Origin of the sequence: Neisseria sp. Marseille-Q2251 (assembly GCF_940793045.1) — a bacterium.
Taxonomy (GTDB): domain Bacteria; phylum Pseudomonadota; class Gammaproteobacteria; order Burkholderiales; family Neisseriaceae; genus Neisseria.
On record NZ_CALNWV010000015.1, the window covers coordinates 25775 to 46148 of the forward strand.

At 50.9% G+C, this 20374-nt stretch carries 18 protein-coding genes; 5 read left to right on the plus strand and 13 right to left on the minus strand.

The genetic code is table 11. The annotated features are described in order from the left end of the window. Positions 1 to 167 precede the first annotated feature (167 nt). Both proB and AAG834_RS07080 read left to right on the plus strand, forming a co-directional pair. Entirely contained in the window at positions 168 to 1292 is a 1125-nt protein-coding gene (gene proB, locus AAG834_RS07075) for a glutamate 5-kinase (RefSeq protein ID WP_342031705.1), read from the plus strand. Between the two features lie 71 nt (positions 1293 to 1363). After that, on the plus strand, positions 1364 to 1495 hold the full coding sequence (locus AAG834_RS07080; protein WP_259345818.1) for a hypothetical protein: 132 nt from the start codon (positions 1364 to 1366) through the stop codon (positions 1493 to 1495). 317 nt (positions 1496 to 1812) lie between these two features. Here AAG834_RS07080 and lpxA read toward each other — a convergent pair whose 3' ends face one another. From lpxA to AAG834_RS07145, 13 genes are all read right to left on the minus strand, one after another. Next, complete coding sequence (gene lpxA / locus AAG834_RS07085) at positions 1813 to 2589, minus strand: acyl-ACP--UDP-N-acetylglucosamine O-acyltransferase (protein ID WP_039404531.1); 777 nt, start codon at positions 2587 to 2589, stop codon at positions 1813 to 1815. A gap of 85 nt (positions 2590 to 2674) precedes the next feature. Beyond that, the gene (fabZ, locus tag AAG834_RS07090) at positions 2675 to 3124 is read right to left on the minus strand and encodes a 3-hydroxyacyl-ACP dehydratase FabZ (protein WP_070441502.1); all 450 of its coding nucleotides are present in this window, start codon (positions 3122 to 3124) and stop codon (positions 2675 to 2677) included. A gap of 123 nt (positions 3125 to 3247) precedes the next feature. Then, entirely contained in the window at positions 3248 to 4291 is a 1044-nt protein-coding gene (gene lpxD, locus AAG834_RS07095) for a UDP-3-O-(3-hydroxymyristoyl)glucosamine N-acyltransferase (RefSeq protein ID WP_107843329.1), read from the minus strand. Between the two features lie 195 nt (positions 4292 to 4486). Then, positions 4487 to 4990, minus strand: coding sequence for an OmpH family outer membrane protein (locus AAG834_RS07100; RefSeq protein WP_374968210.1), 504 nt, complete (start codon positions 4988 to 4990; stop codon positions 4487 to 4489). A 162-nt stretch (positions 4991 to 5152) separates the two neighbouring features. Next, positions 5153 to 7552 (minus strand): outer membrane protein assembly factor BamA, encoded by a 2400-nt coding sequence (gene bamA, locus AAG834_RS07105; protein WP_342031706.1) that lies wholly within the window; start codon positions 7550 to 7552, stop codon positions 5153 to 5155. Positions 7553 to 7556: 4 nt separating this feature from the next. Next, positions 7557 to 8897, minus strand: coding sequence for an RIP metalloprotease RseP (rseP, locus tag AAG834_RS07110; protein WP_342031707.1), 1341 nt, complete (start codon positions 8895 to 8897; stop codon positions 7557 to 7559). A gap of 210 nt (positions 8898 to 9107) precedes the next feature. Beyond that, positions 9108 to 10292 carry a 1-deoxy-D-xylulose-5-phosphate reductoisomerase gene (gene ispC, locus AAG834_RS07115; protein WP_342031708.1) on the minus strand — a complete coding sequence of 395 codons (1185 nt, stop codon included), beginning with the start codon at positions 10290 to 10292 and terminating at the stop codon, positions 9108 to 9110. Positions 10293 to 10413: 121 nt separating this feature from the next. Next, positions 10414 to 11208, minus strand: coding sequence for a phosphatidate cytidylyltransferase (locus AAG834_RS07120; protein WP_342031709.1), 795 nt, complete (start codon positions 11206 to 11208; stop codon positions 10414 to 10416). 2 nt (positions 11209 to 11210) lie between these two features. Next, a complete protein-coding gene (locus AAG834_RS07125) occupies positions 11211 to 11957 on the minus strand; it encodes an isoprenyl transferase (protein ID WP_003758925.1) in 747 nt (248 codons plus the stop codon). Positions 11958 to 12014: 57 nt separating this feature from the next. Further along, the gene (gene frr / locus AAG834_RS07130; RefSeq protein ID WP_003758927.1) at positions 12015 to 12572 is read right to left on the minus strand and encodes a ribosome recycling factor; all 558 of its coding nucleotides are present in this window, start codon (positions 12570 to 12572) and stop codon (positions 12015 to 12017) included. A 343-nt stretch (positions 12573 to 12915) separates the two neighbouring features. After that, on the minus strand, positions 12916 to 14040 hold the full coding sequence (locus AAG834_RS07135) for a beta-carotene 15,15'-monooxygenase (RefSeq protein WP_342031710.1): 1125 nt from the start codon (positions 14038 to 14040) through the stop codon (positions 12916 to 12918). Further along, positions 14030 to 14965, minus strand: a complete 936-nt coding sequence (locus AAG834_RS07140; protein ID WP_342031711.1) for an ABC transporter ATP-binding protein — start codon at positions 14963 to 14965, stop codon at positions 14030 to 14032. The genes AAG834_RS07135 and AAG834_RS07140 overlap by 11 nt, the downstream gene beginning before the upstream one ends. Before the next feature lie 432 nt (positions 14966 to 15397). Further along, positions 15398 to 16372, minus strand: a complete 975-nt coding sequence (locus tag AAG834_RS07145) for a S49 family peptidase (RefSeq protein ID WP_039863262.1) — start codon at positions 16370 to 16372, stop codon at positions 15398 to 15400. A 1049-nt stretch (positions 16373 to 17421) separates the two neighbouring features. Here AAG834_RS07145 and AAG834_RS07150 point away from each other — a divergent pair. From AAG834_RS07150 to AAG834_RS07160, 3 genes are all read left to right on the plus strand, one after another. Next, entirely contained in the window at positions 17422 to 17961 is a 540-nt protein-coding gene (locus AAG834_RS07150; RefSeq protein WP_342031712.1) for a PoNe immunity protein domain-containing protein, read from the plus strand. Between the two features lie 320 nt (positions 17962 to 18281). Beyond that, a complete protein-coding gene (locus AAG834_RS07155) occupies positions 18282 to 18812 on the plus strand; it encodes a PoNe immunity protein domain-containing protein (RefSeq protein WP_342031713.1) in 531 nt (176 codons plus the stop codon). Beyond that, a complete protein-coding gene (locus tag AAG834_RS07160; protein ID WP_070512566.1) occupies positions 18809 to 19381 on the plus strand; it encodes a hypothetical protein in 573 nt (190 codons plus the stop codon). Before AAG834_RS07155 ends, AAG834_RS07160 begins: the two co-directional genes overlap by 4 nt. Positions 19382 to 20374: the final 993 nt, after the last annotated feature.

Here is a 20374-nt window from a genome sequence, read left to right on the forward strand (position 1 = left end):
ATCAACAGTCGGCTCACCGAATCCCGCCTGTCTTTTAGCAATTTCACGATACCGCGTATTGACAGCCCCATAGGGGTCGTCTGAAAATCAGTTTTCGCGCTTTCAGACGACCTTTTTACGTTTAACAACCCGTCCGAAGCCGCCCCATATCCCCAGCGAGAAAAACCATGTCCCTGCAAAACCTCTCCAACATCCGCACCCTCGTCGTCAAAGTCGGTTCCAGCCTCGTTACCGCGGGCGGCAAAGGCATAGACCAAGCCGCACTCGACCGCTGGGCGGCGCAAATCGCCGAACTGGGCAAACAAGGCGTGCAAACCGTCCTCGTTTCCAGCGGCGCCATCGCTGAAGGCATCAAACGGCTGGGCTGGAGCAAACGCCCCACCGCCATCAACGAACTGCAAGCCGCCGCCGCCGTCGGGCAAACCGGCATTGCCCAAGCCTACGAAGCCGCGTTCGCACCGCACGGCATCCGCACCGCCCAAATCCTGCTCACCCACGACGACCTGAGCAACCGCACCCGCTACCTCAACGCCCGCAGCACCCTGCAAACCCTGCTGTCCAAAGGCATCGTCCCCGTCATCAATGAAAACGACACCGTGACCACCGACGAAATCAAACTCGGCGACAACGACACCCTCGGCGCGCTCGTGACCAACCTCATCGAAGCCGACGCCCTCGTCCTTCTGACCGACCAAAAAGGCCTGTACGACAGCGACCCGCGCAAAAATCCGCAAGCCAAACTGATTCCAACCATCGCAGCCGACCATCCCGACCTCGAAAGCATGGCGGGCGGCGCGGGCAGCAGCGTCGGTACCGGCGGCATGTACACCAAAGTGACCGCCGCCAAACGCGCCGCGCTCAGTGGAGCCGCCACCGTCGTCGCATGGGGAGGCGAACCCGACGTCCTCGTCCGCCTCAAACAAGGCGAAAGCATAGGCACGCTCTTTACCAGCGCGCACAGCCGCGTCGCCGCCCGCAAACAATGGCTGCTCGGCCACGTCCAAACCGCAGGCAGCCTGACCGTCGATAGCGGCGCGGCAAAAGCCCTGACCGAACAACACGCCAGCCTGCTGCCCGTCGGCTGCATCCGCGCGGACGGCCATTTCCACCGCGGCGAACTCGTCGCCATCCTCGATACCGACGGCAAAGAAATCGCCCGCGGCCTGACCAATTACAGCAGCGGCGAAACCGCCAAAATCCTGCAAACCCCGTCCGAGCGCATCGCCGAAAAATTAGGCTACGCCCACGAAGACGAACTCATCCACCGCGACAATATGGCGTCGCATTGGTAAAAAAGGTCGTCTGAAACCCTTTTATTGAGTTTCAGACGACCTCCCCTCCCATCCAACCAAAGGAAACCAGCATGAAAAAATTCATCTTCCTCACCACCGCCCTCCTGCTCCTCAACGCCTGCGCCTCCCAATCCGGACAAGGCAGTTCTGCACAAGTCTATGGCGAAATCAAAGGCGGCGTAGAAAGCAGCCACGTCCACTAAGCAGGCGGAACGGCAGGCATTGCCCACGCAGAAGATGCCGCCCCATTCCCCTAAAATCCGCATGACGAACATCGTGCCATAAAATCAAAAGGTCGTCTGAAACTTGGTTTACCCGGTTTTCAGACGACCTTTTCTATTGGACTGAAGACAAATGTTTGGACGGCAGTCATTCCCGCGCTAAACAGGAAAAGGACAAGGCTGACGGTGCGACAATGTCGTCTGAAACGGTTTGCGGACAGCACCCAGTTTCTATTCAAACTTTGTCGTTGCTACGGCTTTCAGCCCTTAATCCTGCCTGTCGGTACGGTTTCTCCCAATCAACGGATAATCCCGCGCGTAGATTGGGCGAAGAAGTCTTTAAACACCGCCAACTCGGCTTGCGTTTCGGCGCGACGGAGGATGTCGGCTTTGGCTTCTTCAAACGGGATGCCGCGGTGGTAGATGGTTTTATACACATCTTTGACGGCGGCGATCTGCTCGGCGGTGAAGCCGTTGCGGCGCATGCCTTCGCTGTTGATGCCTGCGGGTTCGGCGCGGTAGCCTGCCGCCATGAAGTATGGCGGTACGTCTTTGTGTACGCCTGCGGCGAAGGCGGTCATGGCGTAGTCGCCGATTTGGCAGAACTGGAACACCAGCGTGTAGCCGCCCAAGACGACGTAGTCGCCGATGGTAACGTGTCCGGCAAGCGAGGCGTTGTTGGCGAAGATGGTGTGGTTGCCGATGACGCAGTCGTGCGCGAGGTGGCAATACGCCATAATCCAGTTGTCGTCGCCGACGCGGGTTTCGCCGATGCCGGTTACCGTGCCGAGGTTGAAGGTGGTGAATTCGCGGATGGTGTTGCCGTTGCCGATAATCAGCTTGGTCGGCTCGTCGCGGTATTTTTTGTCCTGCGGGATTTCGCCGAGGCTGGCAAATTGGAAAATGCGGTTGTTTTCGCCGATGGTGGTGTGGCCGTTGATGACGGTATGCGGGCCGATTTCGGTGTTCGCGCCGATTTGGACGTTGGGGCCGATGACGGTGTACGCGCCGACTTTGACGCTGGAGTCAAGTTCGGCTTTGGGGTCAATAACGGCGGTCGGGTGGATGAGGGTCATGTTTTTCCTTTCCTGTCGTGTTGCCGCGAAGATGCGCGACGGCAACAGGTCGTCTGAAACTTTCAGACGACCTTTTTCTGAACACTCAAACCACGCGTTTGGCACACATGATGATGGCTTCGACGGCGACTTGTCCGTCCACTTTGGCGACGGCGCTGAATTTGCCGATGCCGCGTTTGTTGGTCAGCAGCTCGACTTCGAAAACAAGCTGGTCGCCGGGGATGACTTGGCGTTTGAAGCGGGCTTCGTCTATGCCGGCGAAGAAGAAGAATTCGTTGTCTTTGCGGCCGCCTTCGCTGAGGATGGCGAGTGTGCCGCAGGCTTGCGCCATGGCTTCGATGATGAGTACGCCGGGCATGACGGGCAGGTCGGGGAAATGGCCTTGGAACTGCGGCTCGTTCATGGTGACGTTTTTAATCGCGGTCAGGGTTTTCATGGACTCGAAGGCGGTGATGCGGTCGAGTTGCAAAAACGGGTAGCGGTGGGGAATGAGTTTTTGGATGTCTTTGGCTTCGATGGGGAGTTGTACGTCCATGTTCGTCGTATTCCTTGGTGTTTCGGGTTGGCTGGGCGGTTTCATCGCGGGGGCTTTAAAACGGCAGGCTTTGCTGCTTTGTTGGGATTTAAAGCGCATCCGCCATGTAAACCGATTGTGGGGTTATTCGTCTTTTTCGCTGTCGCTCAGACGGTTTTCCAATGTTTTGAGGCGTTTGTTCATTTCGCTCAGGCGGTGGATGTAAACGGCGTTGCGCGCCCATTCTTTATGGGTGGACATCGGGAAGATGCCGGCGAGGTGTTTGCCGCTTTCGGTAATGCTGTGGGTCACGGACGTGCCGCCGCCGATGGTGGTTTTGTCGGCGATTTCGATGTGTCCGACCGTACCGACGCCGCCGCCGATGATGCAGTAGCTGCCGATGGTAACGCTGCCGGAAATGCCGGTTTTGGCGGCGATGACGGTGTGCGAACCGATTTTGCAGTTGTGTCCGATTTGGACTTGGTTGTCGATTTTGGTGCCGTTGCCGACGGTGGTGTCGCTCATTGCGCCGCGGTCGATGTTGGTGTTCGAACCGATTTCTACGTCGTCGCCCAGCGTTACCGCGCCGGTTTGCGGGATTTTAAACCATGAATCGCCGGCGAAGGCGAGTCCGAAACCGTCCGCGCCGATGACTGCGCCGCTGTGGATTTCGACGCGGTTGCCCAGTGTGCAGCCGTAATAAACGACGGCGTTGGGATGCAGGACGACTTCGTCACCCAGTTTGCAATCGTGTTGGACAACGGCATTTGCCAAGATGCGGCAGCCTTCGCCGAGCACGGTGTTCGCGCCGATGTAGGCGTTTGCGCCGATTTCGCAGCTTGCAGGAACGGTCGCACTTTCTTCGACGACAGCGGTCGGATGGATGCCGCCGCGCGCTTTGACGATAGGCGAAAACAGGCGGGCGACTTTGGCAAAATAGAGATAGGGGTCGTCGGCGACAATCAGGTTTCGCCCTTCAAATTCGTTTACTGCTTTGGCGGAAACGATGACCGCACCCGCGCTGCTGTCGTGGACTTCGGCTTTGTATTTCGGATTGGCAAGGAAGCTGATGTGTTCCGCCTGCGCGTCTGCGAGCGGGCGCACGGCGGCGACGGAAATGTCCTTGCCGCGCCATTCGCCGCCAAGCTGCGCTGTGATTTGGGACAGGGTGTAGGTTTTTGAAGTCATGATGTTTCGTAAGCTTTGGGATGAGGTCGTCTGAAAGGGACGGCGGGAGCAGTCGGACAGAACGGTTTGCCTAAAACGTATGCCGGCAGGAGTGATAAGACAGGTAATTATATCGTTTATTGGATTTTCAGACGACCCTTCGCTTGAAAGAGGTCGTCTGAAAACAGGTTTGCTGTATCTCGTTCAGCCTTCCGATTAACGTGTATTCAGGGCTTTAATCACGCTGTCGGTAATGTCGTAACGTGCGTTGACGTAAATCACGTCCTGCAAAATCACATCATAGCCTTCGCGTTTGGCAAGATCGACGATGATGCGGTTGGCGTTTTGCTGAAGGGCGGCAAATTCTTCGTTGCGGCGCAGGTTGTAGTCTTCTGCCAGCTCCGCCTGTTTCTTGCGGAACTGCTGAACCAGCTCGCCCCAGCGTTTTGCCGCAGCTTCACGCTCTTTGCCCTGCAATTTGCCTTCGGACAGGGATTTTTCGAGCTTTTCACCTTCTTGCTGCAATTTCTGCAAAGCGTCCTGACGGCCGCGGAATTCTTTTTCCAAGGTCGTCTGAATGCGTTGCGCCTGCTTGGACTCAAGATAAACGCGCTCGGTATTGATAAAGCCGATTTTCTGCACGGCTTCCGCCGCCGCAGCTTGGTTCATCAACCCGAAGCCCAATAAAGCCGCGCCGCCGAGGCGGAAGGCGTTGGCAATGATGTTCATCTGGATTTCCTTGATTTTGTATCCCGCCAATCAGCGGGATGACGGTTTGTTTTTAAAAAGAGGCAGAACGCCCTGCCCCTTTTCCTTCAGGTCGTCTGAAAACGTTTGACCGCATAGGGATGTCAGTTTTCAGACGACCTTTTTCTGCCTACGTCAGAATGTGGTACCCAATTGGAACTGGAAGCGTTGGATTTCGTCGCTGTCTTTTTTCTTGATCGGGTAAGCGTAGCTGAACTTCATCGGACCCAGAGGCGAGAGCCAGGTTACTGCCGCACCGGCAGAGTAGCGCAACTCTTCCTTGAAGGTCGATTTGTGGGTCTTGCCTAAACCGTATGGGTTTTGAGCGGCATTGTTGGTGTAGTAGGTATTGCTACTGCTGTCGTTATAAGTTTTGCCGTCCCATACGCTGCCCGCGTCGGCAAACAGACTCAGACGGACGGAGCGGGAGTCTTTGATACCCGGCATCGGGAACAGCAACTCGGCGGAAACGTTGGCTTTTTTGTTGCCGCCGTAGCTGATTTTCTCGCCGTATTCGTCATAAACTTTCGGACCCAGCGTGCCGCTCTCGTAACCGCGTACGGAGCCTAAGCCGCCGCCGTAGAAGTTTTCAAAGAACGGCATGGTTTTCGTTTTGCCGTAGCCGTTGCCGACGCCGACTTCGCCGCCGAGCATCAGGGTAAAGTCTTTGGTCAGCGGGAAGAACCAGGTTTGGTTGTGGGTCAGTGTGTAGTATTGCAGGTCGCTGCCCGGCAGGGCGATTTCACCGTTGATGCCGGTCATGTAACCGCGGGTCGGCCACAAGGCGCTGTCGGTTTTATTGCGTCCCCAACCGATCGTACCTTTGTACAGCCAGCCTTTGAAGCTGCCCACGCCGTCCGTGCCTTTACCATATTGGTTGATAAAGTCGGCATAACGTTTAGGCGCGCCTTTGTAGGTATTCACGGTCAGGTGTTCCGCCGCCAGACCCAAATTGACGCGGTCGTATTCGGTAACGGGGATGCCCATGCGCACGCCCGCGCCTGCGGTGGTGGTTTTATATTGTTTCGCGCTGGAAGAGGCTTTACGCGGGTCGTAAGACTTGCCGTAAATATCGTAACCGAGGCTCACGCCGTCGGGTGTGAAATACGGATCGGTAAACGACAGCGAGCCGTTCAGCGTGGTTTTGCTTCGTGAAGCACGCAGGGAAACAGATTTACCCGTACCGAACAGGTTGTCTTGGGAAACGCCCACAGACATGACCAAGCCGGTATCCTGAACCCAGCCCGCACTCATATCCAGCGAACCGGTAGAACGCTCGTTCACGCTCATGTTCAAATCGACTTGGTCGGGCGTATTGGCAACCGGTACGGCATCGAATTGTACGTTGTCGAAGTAGCCCAGCAGCTCGACGCGCTCTTTGGAACGTTGCAGCTTGGAAGTGTCGTAAGGCGCAGATTCCATCTGACGCAATTCGCGGCGCACGACTTCATCACGGGTTTTGTTGTTGCCGGTAATGTTGATTTCGTTCACATAAATTTTGCGGCCGGGTTCGACATTCAGGACGAAATCGACAGTTTGAGTCTCGGCATTAGGCACTGGCTGAACGTTGACTTCGCTGAACGCGTAGCCTGCCGTACCCATGCGGTTTTGAATGGCTTCGAGCGATTTGACCATTTGGGCGCGTTCGTACCATTTGCCCTTCTTCATGGTCAGCAGTTTTTGCAGCTCTTCTTTCGGCACTTCGCGGGTGTCGCCTTCTATGCGCACGTCGCCCCAACGGAAGCGTTCGCCCTCGTCAACCGTGATTTTGATGGTTTGCTTGGTTTTGTCTTCGTTGGTCTGGATGTCGGTATCCAGAATGCGGAAATTGAAGTAGCCGTTGTTTTGGTAGAACTCGCTGACGCGCTCCATGTCTTGCGAGAATTTCTGCTCGTTAAACTGGTTGCTCTTGGTCAGCCAAGTCCACATGCCGCCTTCGCTCAAAGACATTTGTTTCATGAGCTTGCGGTCGGAATAGACTTTGTTGCCTTCAAATTCGATGTCGGTAATCTTGGTGGTTTTACCCTCATCGATGGCGATGTCGATGGAAACGCGGTTACGCGCGAGTTTAGTGACGGTCGGCGTGATTTGGACCGACTGTTTGCCGCGGCTTTTGTATTCTTCCTTCAGGCTGGCGACAGACTGGCTCAGCGTGGCAGGATTAAAGTATTGGGATTGCGCCAAACCGAAGGATTCAAGGTTTTTCTTGATCACATCATTTTGCAGCATTTTCGCGCCGGTAATGTTCAGCGTGCTGATGGTCGGGCGTTCGATAACGGTCAGCAAGACCTGATTGCCCAAGGTCTCTACGCGGACATCGTCAAAAAAACCGGTCGCATACAGACTTTTGATGATTTCTTCGCTGCGTGCGTCGCTGAATTGGTCGCCGACTTTGACGGGCAGGTAGTTGAAGACCGTACTCGGTTCGGTGCGCTGCAAACCTTCGACGCGGATGTCTTGAATGGTGAAGTCGGCAAACGCCAAAGGCGACATGCCCAATACCATCAAAGCAGAAGCAATCTGTTTCAATTTCATAAAATTATCCAAACAAACGGTTGATGTCATTAAAGAAAGCCAGTGCCATCATGAACAGCATGGCAGCCAGTCCGAGGCGCAGGCCGATTGCCTGTATGCGCTCGCTCAAGGGCTTTCCGCGTATCCATTCGGCAGTGTAGAACACCAAATGCCCGCCGTCCAATACGGGGATGGGCAACAAGTTCAACACGCCTAAACTAATGCTGACCAACGCGAGGAATTCCAAATAGCTTTGAAATCCCAGCTGTGCCGTTTTTCCGGCGACGTCGGCAATGGTCAGCGGGCCTGAAATATGGTTCAGGGAGGCATTGCCTGTAATCAGTTTTCCGAAGAATTTTACCGTCATCCAAGCGTTGTTGACGGTTTTGTCCCAGCCCATCGCAAATGCTTCTGCAACAGACGGCTTATATTCGCGCTTGATTTCTTTTGTCCACGCTTCGTCGCCCTGAGGATCGAAGCCTACCCTGCCGACCAGCGTTCTGTCGGGTTGCTGGATACTGTCGGGGCGGATGGTCGTCTGAAAAGTTTTACCGTCGCGCTCATAAATCAATTCGATTTTCTTGCCCGGGCTTTGGCGTACGATTTCCACCCATTGCTGCCAAGACTCGATATCTTGTCCGTCGGCGCTGATCAGCTTGTCGCCTTTTTTCAAACCGGCTTTTTCAGCCGGGCTGTTTTCTTTCATTTCGCCGACGCGGGTGGTGATTTTAAAAGGCGACAACCCGATATAGCCTTGGTTTTTCGCAATTTTACCTGCCTCAGGCGTACCGGCGGCATCGATAATCCGCATGGTTTTTTGCCCCGAGGTCGTCTGAACGGCAACATTTACCTTGCCTGACTCGATGTTCAACACGATTTCTTGCTGGGCTTTTTCCCACTCGCCGACGTTAACGCCGTTAACCGAAATAATTTTGTCTCCGGGCTGAAAACCTGCTTTTGAGGCGATGGTATTTTGCTCGACCATGCCGACATAAGGGCGGATTTCGGTAACGCCGAAGGAAAAACTCAAGCCGTAAAGCAGAACTGCCAGCGCGAGATTGGTCAGCGGGCCTGCGGCGACGATGGCGATGCGTTTGGCGGGATGCTGTTTGTCGAAGGCGTAAGGAAGGTTGGACGGTGCCACTTCCCCCTCGCGCGTATCGACCATTTTGACGTAACCGCCCAACGGGATGGGCGCCAAACACCATTCGGTATCGCCGCGCTTTCTGCTGAAAAACGGTTTGCCGAAGCCGACGGAAAAGCGTACGACTTTGACGCCGCACAATCTGGCGACGATGTAGTGTCCGAACTCGTGCAGGCTGACCAAAATCAGGATAGCGAAAATAAAAGCTAGAAGGGTTTGCAAAAGAATCTCTCTGGTTGGGTATGGGTTGACGTTGTCGATGTTTCAGACGACGTATCAAGGCAGGGGTCGTCTGAAAGCATTCGCAATGTGTAGAAAATATTATTGGCGTTATTTTGCCGATTATAAAGTCAGTCTGCCGTTTTGTCCGCCACACATGACGGGTGGGCGGGTTTTCAGACGACCTGTCATTTTTTATCGTTGCGGCACGGTTTATCCCAATGCGGCGATAAATTCCTGCGCCTGTCTGCGGGTAACGGCGTCTTGCGCCAGCAGGTTTTCGATGTTGCCGAGGTCGTCTGAAAAGTCTTGTGAAAGACAATGGGCAACGGTTTTGGCAATGTCGGTAAACTTAATCTGCCCGTCCAAGAAAGCGGCGACGGCGGCTTCGTTGGCGGCGTTCAATACGCAGGGCGCGGCTCCGCCCGCATTCATGGCTTCATAGGCGAGCTTCAGACAAGGGAAGCGGTCAAAGTCTGGCTTTTGGAAGGTCAACGCAGACAATGCGTCGAAATCCAGGTCGCCGACACCCGAATCGATGCGTTCCGGCAAGCCCAAACAATAAGCGATGGGCGTACGCATATCGGGATTGCCCAGTTGCGCCAGCACGGAGCCGTCACGGTAGCGCACCATGCTGTGTATCACGGACTGCGGATGGATGACGACTTCGAGTTTATCAGGCGGGCAGTTGAACAGCCAATGCGCTTCAATCAGCTCCAAACCTTTGTTCATCATGGTGGCGGAATCGACGGAGATTTTGCGCCCCATGCTCCAATTGGGGTGTTTGACCGCTTGCGCGGGCGTAATGCTGTCGAATGTGCCTAAATCGGTCGTCAGAAACGGGCCGCCGGAAGCAGTCAGGATAATCGAACGGATGCCGTGTTCGTTCAGACGACCTGTGTAATCACGCGGCAAAACTTGGAAAATGGCGTTGTGTTCGCTGTCGATGGGCAACACTGCCGCGCCGTTTTCGCGCGCGGTTTCCATAAACAACGCGCCGGAAACCACCAGCGTCTCTTTGTTCGCCAGATAAATGGTTTTGCCTTTTTGCGCCGCCGCCAGCGCGGAGGGCAGCCCCGCCGCACCGACGATGGCGCACATGACACCGCTGACTTCGTCGGCAGACGCAACGTCAACCAATGCCTGCGCGCCGTGTAAAACCTGCGTCGCCGCGCCGTCGCGTTTCAACAGGGCTTCAAGCCGGGCGGCGTGTTCGGCATCGGCAACGACGGCATATTCGGGGCGGAACGTTTGACATTGAGCCGCCAGCTTCTCAACCTGCTTATGCCCCGCCAGCGCGAATACGCGGAATTTTTCGGGGTGGCGCGAAACAACGTCCAGCGTGCTTTCGCCTATGCTGCCGGTACTGCCTAATATGGTCAGGACTTGTGGTGTCATGGTGTGTTCTTTATGTACTGCTTTCGGATTTCAGACGACCTTTAGGCTTGAGGTCGGAAAGGTCGTCTGAAAACGCTTATTCGATATTGTGTTTGATGTGTTCCAACGATTTTTAACCGCTTCAGAACAAGCTTGCAAAGGCGGCATAGACGCTGACAACGGCAATCAGGCTGTCCACGCGGTCGAACACGCCACCGTGGCCAGGCAACAGGTTGCTGCTGTCTTTGATGCCCGCCGCGCGTTTGAGCCAGCTTTCCAACAGGTCGCCGCATACGCTGACAACAGTCAACACCAAACCGATTAACACAGTATTGAGCCAGCCTGCGTTAAACGTGAGCCAACCTGACCACCACACCACAGTCATATACACTGCCACGCAAATCGCGCCGCCGATTGCGCCTTCCCAGCTTTTGCCGGGGCTGACGGTCGGTGCGATTTTGTGTTTGCCAAACGCTTTGCCGCTGAAATACGCGAAAACATCGGCAACCCACACCAAACCCATCACGGCAAGCAGCGACAGGGCATAATCGGGATGCGGACGCAGGGACATGAGTGCGAACCAAAACGGCATGACCAAAAGCCAGCCGACGGTATAAGCCTGCCAGCCGCCGTTCAATTTCCATTTGAATTTCAGCCACAAAGGCATGACGACCAGCCAAAACGCCAAAACGGCGTACCAGACGATATCCGGCAGCATCCAACCGCCTGCATAAGCGATGACGCCGAACACCAGCGTCGCAGCGAGATAATGATTGGTTTTCAGTTTTTCCAGTCCGCTCATGCGAGAGTATTCCCACAGCGTAACCAGAGAAATCAATCCGCAAAATGCCGCCCACAGCCATTGCGGCGCGTAAAACAGCATACCGAGCATCAACGGCAGCATCCACAGCGCCGTGATAATCCGTTGTTTCAACATTTTTAACCCCTTTGCTGCTCTACCGGCAGCTGTTCCGAAGTGCGCCCGAAGCGTCGTTCGCGTTTTTGGAACGAGGCGACAGCATCGTCCAAGGCTTTGCTGTCAAAATCGGGCCACAGGGTATCGGTAAAATAAAGTTCGGCATACGCCATCTGCCAAAGCAGGAAATTGCTGATGCGTGTTTCTCCGCCGGTGCGGATGAACAAATCCGGTTCCGGCGCATCGCCCAGCATCAAGTGTTTCGCCAGCGCGTCTTCCGTAATCTCGGATACGCCTTCGGCAATCAGTTTGTTTGCCGCTTGCAAAATATCCCAGCGGCCGCCGTAATCCGCAGCGATGCTCAGGGTCAGACCGGTATTGTTTGCCGTCAAGGCTTCCGCTTCTTCGATGCCTTGCAGAATCTGCCGGTTGAAGCGTTCGCGGCTGCCCAACACCTTCAGGCGCATATTGTTTTCGTGCAGACGGCGCACCTGCTTTTGCAAAGCCTGCAAAAACAGCCCCATCAGGAACGACACTTCGTCTTCGGGGCGGCGCCAGTTTTCAGTCGAAAAGGCAAACACGGTCAGATATTGCACACCCAGTTTGGCGCAATGCTTCACCATATTTTCCAACGCGTCCAAGCCGCGTTTATGCCCCATCACGCGGGGAAGGAAACGCTTTTTCGCCCAACGGCCGTTGCCGTCCATAATCACGGCGATATGCTTTGGAACCGAAGTGTGTTCCAAAATGGTCTGCGTGCTGCTCTTCATATCTGCCTTTCGCAGCGCGGCGGTTCAAAGGTCGTCTGAAACGCCGCGGACAAGGGTTTAAATCGCCATCAAATCTTCTTCTTTGGCAGCCAGCGTTTTATCGGCTTCGGCGATGTATTTGTCGGTCAGTTTTTGAACCGCCTCTTCGCCGCGACGTGCTTCGTCTTCGGAAATTTCTTTGTCTTTCAAGAGTTTTTTGATGTGGTCGTTGGCATCGCGGCGCACGTTGCGGATGGACACGCGTCCTTCTTCCGCCTCGCTGCGTACGACTTTAATCAAATCTTTACGGCGCTCTTCGGTCAACATAGGCATAGGCACGCGGATCAAATCGCCGACGGCTGCCGGGTTCAGACCCAAGTTTGAATCGCGAATAGCTTTCTCGACTTTGGCCGCCATATTGCTTTCAAAAGGTTTCACGCCGATGGTGCGCGCGTCCAGAAGCGTCACGTTGGCAACTTGGCTGACTGGAACCATGCTGCCCCAGTATTCGACTTCCACTTGGTCCAACAGACCGGTATGCGCACGGCCGGTACGCACTTTCGCCAAATTCTCTTTCAGCACTTCTACCGAGCGCTGCATTTTGCTTTCCGCTGTCTTTTGAATATCGTTAATCATTTTATACTTTCAAATAAGATACTGAATTTAAAACCTCGCCCGGACGCATGACCATCCGAACGGCAATCAAGCTGTTAACTGCGCATAGTACCGTCATTCGGCAATTCCGACAAGGCAGGGGCGGTTTTGGGCCTTGTTTCTTAACTGATATTTAAATGCCGTTACACATGAGTTTGGGACGGAAAAGCATGGACGACCTCGATACAGCCGAATTCATTTGCGTATAGACAAAAAGGTCGTCTGAAAACCTTGCCAACCGGTTTTCAGACGACCTTTATCCTATCCTACCTCCCAACCTCTCTATGGCTAAAGGCAGGGTGAAAAACAGAAAAATACGCTCCTGTTACGATGCAATCACGAACCAAAGGCCTCGAAGAAGCAGGTATATCAATAATGCGATAGTGATGTTGTTGTATCGCCATTTCATTTGGTTGATGGAAAAAACCAGCAGTATGAGGAGAAAGAATTGTCCTATGTATACCCATACCATGTCTGCTGACACCAATGCGGCACAAATCAATCCCAAAGGCAACAGAATCATCCAAGCAGGCAACGAAGCAATCGCCCACTTCGGTTTTCTATTACGTGCACGGACAAATTCTCCAACAGAAGAAAAGGTCGTCTGCTTCTGCGTAATCAAAGACAAAATACTCATGCCGCCATAAGCTACGGCGCAAATATACAGCAATTGTTTATAGTTGCTTACGAAGCTAATCGCAGCTAAAGGCGTAAGAAGTCCAAGTACGATAAAAGTCAATCGAGAAGAGCGCAGGTGCAGGCGTTCTGCCATAGCCGCGCGGGCGGCAACGCTGCATAAGACAACAGAAACAATGGAAGCAATAATTGGAGATACTGTATTGGATACACCTTCACTCAAGTATGAAAGATCTTCCGCGGCGGACAACATACCGGTTACGAACATGACCATGACAACAAACAGCAATAGGAGTTGCAACAGAGATCCTTCCCATTGATTGTTGCCGCGTTTGAACTGCAAAGCATTGACCAATATCAGACAGGCAAGCGCCCATGAATTAAGCGGCATAATCAACCATATGATGAAAACATCGCTGTCTTCATGGTTGAAATGAAACATCGTTAGGCCGAGCAGTATCCAGCCAACAAGGAAAATAACCCAACCGGTCAAAGGCGCGACAACAATCCTCGCCCAAGCCATCTGCCACGGAGACAAAGAGGACATACGCAACTGGTCAAATGCATTGCTGGATACATCTTGGCGCAAACTGCGCTCAATCTGCAGATAAAGGGCGATATTTGAAATGAATGCGCCGAATGTACCGACTCCGGCAATATATTCCACCAAGTCCTCAGAATTTGCTTTAGCAAAGATAAACAGGCTGTAGAGTATGATGATGCCTGCAATCATGCCCCAGCTCATGTTGAGCCACATCAGCCTTTGGAATTCGGCGTTAACCCGGATTTTAGGGATATTCAATTTATTGTCCATCGGCTTGCTCCTGTTTGTGGGGATTGAGGCTGTTTTGATAACTGTGCAGCAGCGACGCTTTAATGACGGCAGCTTCGCTCAAAGGCAAGTTTTGCTCAAACAGCTTACGCAACAAGGCTGCACGCGCTTCTTCTCCCGCATCCAATACGACGGTAACGGCATGATTGCTCCATTCTGCCCTCTTCACCCCTTCCGTATTGCGGACGCTCTTGAATATGGCTTCATCCAAACCGACAAATTGCAGCGAAACAGTCTGATCTTCGTTAACATCATCATTAACAGATTGAAATGCCTGAACACGTCCGCCTTTGATCACCAGCATATGCGAACAATATTCATCCAGCTCGGAAAGAATATGGCTCGATACCAAAATACTCATGCCTTCATCTTTGAGCTTCAGCAGCAACAAAGACAATTCATGTCGTGCCTCAGGGTCAAGACCGCTGGCGGGTTCATCCAAAAGCAAGAACTTAGGACGATGGATGATGACTTGTCCGATACCGACACGCTGCTTCTGACCGCGGGAGAGGTCGCTGACTTTGGCATAGAGTTTATGTTCCAAATTAAGCAGGCGAACGGTTTCCAGCAGCAAATCAGGAAGTCGCGCATCAGGAATACCGCGGGATTTGGCGGCATAAGTTAAGCACTGGATTACGCTCAAACCATCCGGCAAACCAAAAAAATCAGGTAGGTAGCCGAGTTTGGAAAAGCTGTCGCGCGGATTATCAAGAATAGGCAGACCATCAAGTAAGACATCCCCGGATGTCGGGATTTCCAATCCTGCCATACAGCGCATCAAAGTGGATTTGCCGGCACCATTAGGTCCGATTAATCCGGTAATACTGCCCTGCGGAAGCTCAACCGAGACATCGTATAAGGCCTGCGTATTGCCGTAGTAAAAATCTAGATGTTGGACATTAATCATAATATTTATAAGATATGAAGGGGTTGGATGCAAAAATCGGGAACGCTAACGCCAACTGATAAACCTTTATCACGCAGATGAAATGACAAAATGGCTTTTCAGACGACCTCAAACATTCCTTGGCATTTCATGATAAACATTCAGCCTCAGCAGTTCCGATCTTGAAGCCTTCGTATTATCAACAAAAAACTGTTTGACATACAAAAAACTGCTTCTGCGGTCGCTTTAATCGAAGGACGGATAACTTTACCCTATATTAGTGGACTTAAAAAAGCGGCAAGGACACCTTCCAAGCCGCTTTTTTGTCATTGGTTTGTTACCTTCCAACCTATAAATGGCATATGGAACATCATCAAACACCTCAAGAGATACGTTTTCAGACGACCCCACAATGACTTAGGGCGGCAACAAACGAATAATGGACAAATCCTGTTACCATATTTTCGACAGTTTTTCTTTAACTTTAGTCTCCATTTCAGCACTCAAATGGCGACCCAATATTTTGCCGAAATCCTCTTCAGGCGTATAGTTCACCAACTCAGGGGCTTTGACGACATCTCTAGCGACACTATATACGCTGCCGAAATCATCAATCAATCCCACTTCTTTAGCCTCCGAACCGGTATAGATACGGCCGCTGAAAACATCAGAATACTGCTGATCTTTCAAACGCTTTCCGCGTCCGAGTTTAACCGATTTAATAAATTCCTTATGGATATCGGTCAGCATTTTTTCCCAAATCTGAGTTTGTGCGGGCGTTTCAGGAGAAAACGGATCGCCCATGCCTTTATTGCTGCCCGCGATTTTCAGACGACGTTTGATACCGATTTTATCCATCAGCCCCGTCGCATCAAACCCTCCGCCAATTACACCGATACTGCCTACCACGCTGGAAGGATCCGCATAAATCTTGTCAGCCGCAGCCGCAATGTAATAACAGCCCGATGCACACATATCTTCCGCCACCACATACACAGGAATGTCTTTATGCTCCGACTTCATGCGGCGGATTTCGTTAAACGCAATATTGGAAACCACAGGCGATCCGCCCGGACTATTGGCGCGGATGATAATCGCTTTAGCATTGGGATTATTGTAAACCGCCTCCATACCAGTGCGCAGCATCTCAACCTGATCATCAAGTTCATTGCCGATTTCACCTTTCAAATCGATAACTGCCGTATGTTCCCCGCTGCTTTGTACTGCATCGGTATCGTCTCCAAACAGTGACGCAATAAACATGAGAAATAAAATCACACCGATAACACGCCAAATATTGCGCCAAATACGTGCGCTACGCTGCTCTTTATAAGAAGCCAGCAATACTTCGCGCAATACTTCGCGCTCCCAAAATGAGCCGGAATGAGATGAGGGATTATTCCCCTCGCGAGAATAAGGTTCCTGCATGATTGGTACTTTCATTGTTCAAATTTTGACACTCGGAACCACAAATCAGGTAGTCCCAACATTTTAGAGGATGTCTCCTATCCAATACCCCCGCATTCTACCGTCCTAAAAGATAAAATTTCAATCATCAGCAAATATTTGAACAAAGTTTTCATTTTATAACGAAATTTTTGTTTTCCACATCAGGGGGAGTTCAAAGAGAACAGCGTCGGAAAATGATATGGGATATTATGCGTAATGATAAAAGCTTGAAGATGATTTATGATGCCTATTTTAAGTACGCAGTTTATACCTATCATAATGCTATTTTGTTCGGCAAAAAATACCGATACCGTCGATATAAACATTAAAAGTGCAGACAAACCGAACATCAAATGCCATCCTTCCGAGTATCGATTCAATATGCTGCCTCCGCCAACGCCTATTTTGGAAAACGCTTTTTTCAAAACATCCGAAGGAGTGCAGTAAGCGTAGATTGGGTTGGAAATCCAACATCTATCAAGGTCGTCTGAAAGTTTTCAGACGACCTCTTTGCCAATAGCAGTCGTCCTGTTTAATTATTCATATGGCTGTGATACACCGCCATCACAAACCTGCCGACCACATTTTCTAGGTAAAGAATTGATTGTTCGCTAACGGAGAAAAGGCTAAAAGCACAAAGAAACTATGAAAATGCCAAAAAAAACGTTGGAAAAATGCAGAAACCAGCCCCAGATGATTTAAATAACTTACTTGTCTATTTAAGGACTAAAATGACCAATCAAGTTAAATATGATCGCAATAAAGACCGTCAGGGATTGTTTAAAGAAGATTTTTTTAAAACCAGTTATTCTGAAAATCTACAACTGCTGCAAGAGTGGATAGAAGAAAGTAAGAGTGATTCAACTATTCCTTCAGATGCACTGCCTCAACAGCTTTATCTAACAATGCTTACCGAATACACCGCAGGATTTCCGATAGAAGAAATCAAGAAGCGTATGAATCAAATAGTTTATTACTGTAAGCAATGCCTGGATATACACAGGCAATACGGGCAAAAGGAAGACATCATGTTTATTTGGGGGCCGGAGGAGTGGGCGGGAGAAGAGCAACCCAACATTATCGGACTTTGCCTCTTGTTCGAACGGATGGATTGGCTGGAAACCATTAAAGACAGCCTCAATCCCTATAACGATGACGAAATGTATTACGACCCCTCGTTCAGGGCTTTGATGAATATGGCGATACCCACGAAATTTGATCCCCGCGCCAAATTTGCCAAAGGCGGACACAACTTCCGCAAACCCCTACTGCAAGCAATCATGGCAGAAAGCAAGGAAGAAACCCTGAAACACCTCAACGCCTACCTCTCCGGCTGGTACGAAGGCAACCGAAAAATCGGCAATCTCCTGATTGACACACATTTGAACCAAGATCCCGAATATGGCGGCTATATCGGCTACTGGAGTTTTGAATCCGCCGCCGTCGCCTATTTGAAAGATTTGGACGACACCTCCCTGCGGCAGTATCTGTACTATCCTAAAGATATGGTGGACTGGGCACGGGAGCAGGAGCTTAAGCACGAACAGGAGCAATGCGGCTTAAAATAACTTATTTATTTAAAAGACTCAAAATGACCAATCAAAGCAAATACGACCATAACAAAGACCGTCAGGGGTTGTTCAATCAGGATTTTTTTGAACAATCTTATGAAAATAACCTTATGTTGCTTAATGTCACGTTTCAGTGTGAAAAAGACTATCCTACCGAACCGCCTACAAATGTGGTTGACCAGTTATATCCTTTATTACTTACCGAATACACCGCAGGATTTCCGATAGAGGAAATCAAGCAACGTATGGAGCAGATAGTTTATTACTGTAAGCAATGCCTAGATATACACAGGCAATACGGGCAAGAGGAAGACATCATGTTTATTTGGGGACCGGAGGAGTGGGCGGGAGAAAAGCAGCCCAACATTATCGGACTTTGCCTCTTGTTCGAACGGATGGATTGGCTGGAAACCATTAAAGACAGCCTCAATCCCTATAACGATGACGAAATGTATTACGACCCCTCGTTCAGGGCTTTGATGAATATGGCGATACCCACGAAATTTGATCCCCGCGCCAAATTTGCCAAAGGCGGACACAACTTCCGCAAACCCCTACTGCAAGCAATCATGGCAGAAAGCAAGGAAGAAACCCTGAAACACCTCAACGCCTACCTCTCCGGCTGGTACGAAGGCAACCGAAAAATCGGCAATCTCCTGATTGACACACATTTGAACCAAGATCCCGAATATGGCGGCTATATCGGCTACTGGAGTTTTGAATCCGCCGCCGTCGCCTATTTGAAAGATTTGGACGACACCTCCCTGCGGCAGTATCTGTACTATCCTAAAGATATGGTGGACTGGGCACGGGAGCAGGAGCAATACGACAAAGGTGGATTGATATGAAGAAAATCATTTTATTATTCTTTATTTATAGTAGTTTCGCTATGGCAGAACAAAATATTTTTCCTGTTCGCGAGGTGCAAAATTTGTTGGGTTATGGGCAGCTAGAGTTTTTAAAGCCAAATAAAAAAAATATTTTTATGCGCTATACGATGAAAAATAAAGGAATAAAAACATATTCCTTACAAGATGGCTGTTATCAAAAAGATGAAGTAGATAATTGTGTATCTGAAATGGTTTATCTGGAATCTTCGCCTGATGGCAAGTATTCGATATTTATGCACATAGAAGGAGGCATGGTAGAGGATTTGGAAGAAAATTCCTCGCATTATCATGAAACTAATAATATTTTGATTTTAAATCATAAAAGTGGGTGCTTGGTTATGGCGCCTTCTAAATACTACGTTAATTGGAAAGGAAAACATACCTTAAGTGATGGAGATAGAGATAGAGATATTGATTTAAATAAATATTTTAGAGGAATACCTATATTTTATAGAAATAATAAATTGGATGCGGAAAATTATTATGGCGTGGATAATGTAAATAGTTGCCGTAAATTTCAATGGTAAAAATTATAGTGGATTGAATTGAAAGTCTGTTATTGAGGTCGTCTGAAAAATTGAGGATTTCTGTTTTCAGACGACCCTTCGTCAAGTGGATACAGATTCAGGATAAACCGACCCGTAGCGTGGGCTTCGCCCACGACCTTCCCACCCAAACATCCGAATCTAATCATCTCTGTTTATTCGTGGGTAGAACCTACGCTACGGGCGGCTGGCTCTCCCGTCTGGCGGAAGAGGTTAACTCTACAGTTTGCACGAATTTGATTTTACCTAGAACCATAAAGCCACCTCCATCCTAACCTTCCCCCGCCAGACGGGGGAAGGAACAAGTTGCCGTTGCAGCAAATCGTAGCGTGGGCTTCGCCCGCGATCTTCCGCCCAAACATCCGAATCTAATCATCTCTGTTTATTCGTGGGTAGAACCCACGCTACGAGCGGCTGAATCTCCCGTCTAGCAGGAGAGATCGGCTCTACAGTTTGCACGAATTTAATTTTACCTAGAACCATAAAGCCACCCCCATCCTAACCTTCCCCCGTCGGACGGGGGAAGGAACAAGTTGCCGTTGCAGCAAATCGTAGCGTGGGCTTCGCCCACGATCTTCCGCCCAAACATCCGAATCCAATCATCTCTGTTCATTCGTGGGTAGAACCCACGCTACAGGCAGCTCGGTTTTTAATCAGCATTATGAACCGTCATTACCGCGCAGGCGGGGATCCATTGGAAATTTTAAGAAACAGATATTTGAAAAACAGTTTCCAAAATTCAAAAGTGGAGACCTTTGCAAAAAAGCCCTTCCCCCGACAGCCGAAACCCAAACACAGGTTTTCGTCTATTTCCGCCCCCCAAATCACTCCTAATTTTACCCAAATATCCCCTTAATCCTCCCCGGATACCCGATAATCAGGCATCCGGGCCGCCTTTTAGGCAGCAACAGGCACACTTAGCCTGTTAGCCGCTTTCAACAGGTTCAAACACATCGCCTTCAGATGGCTTTGCGC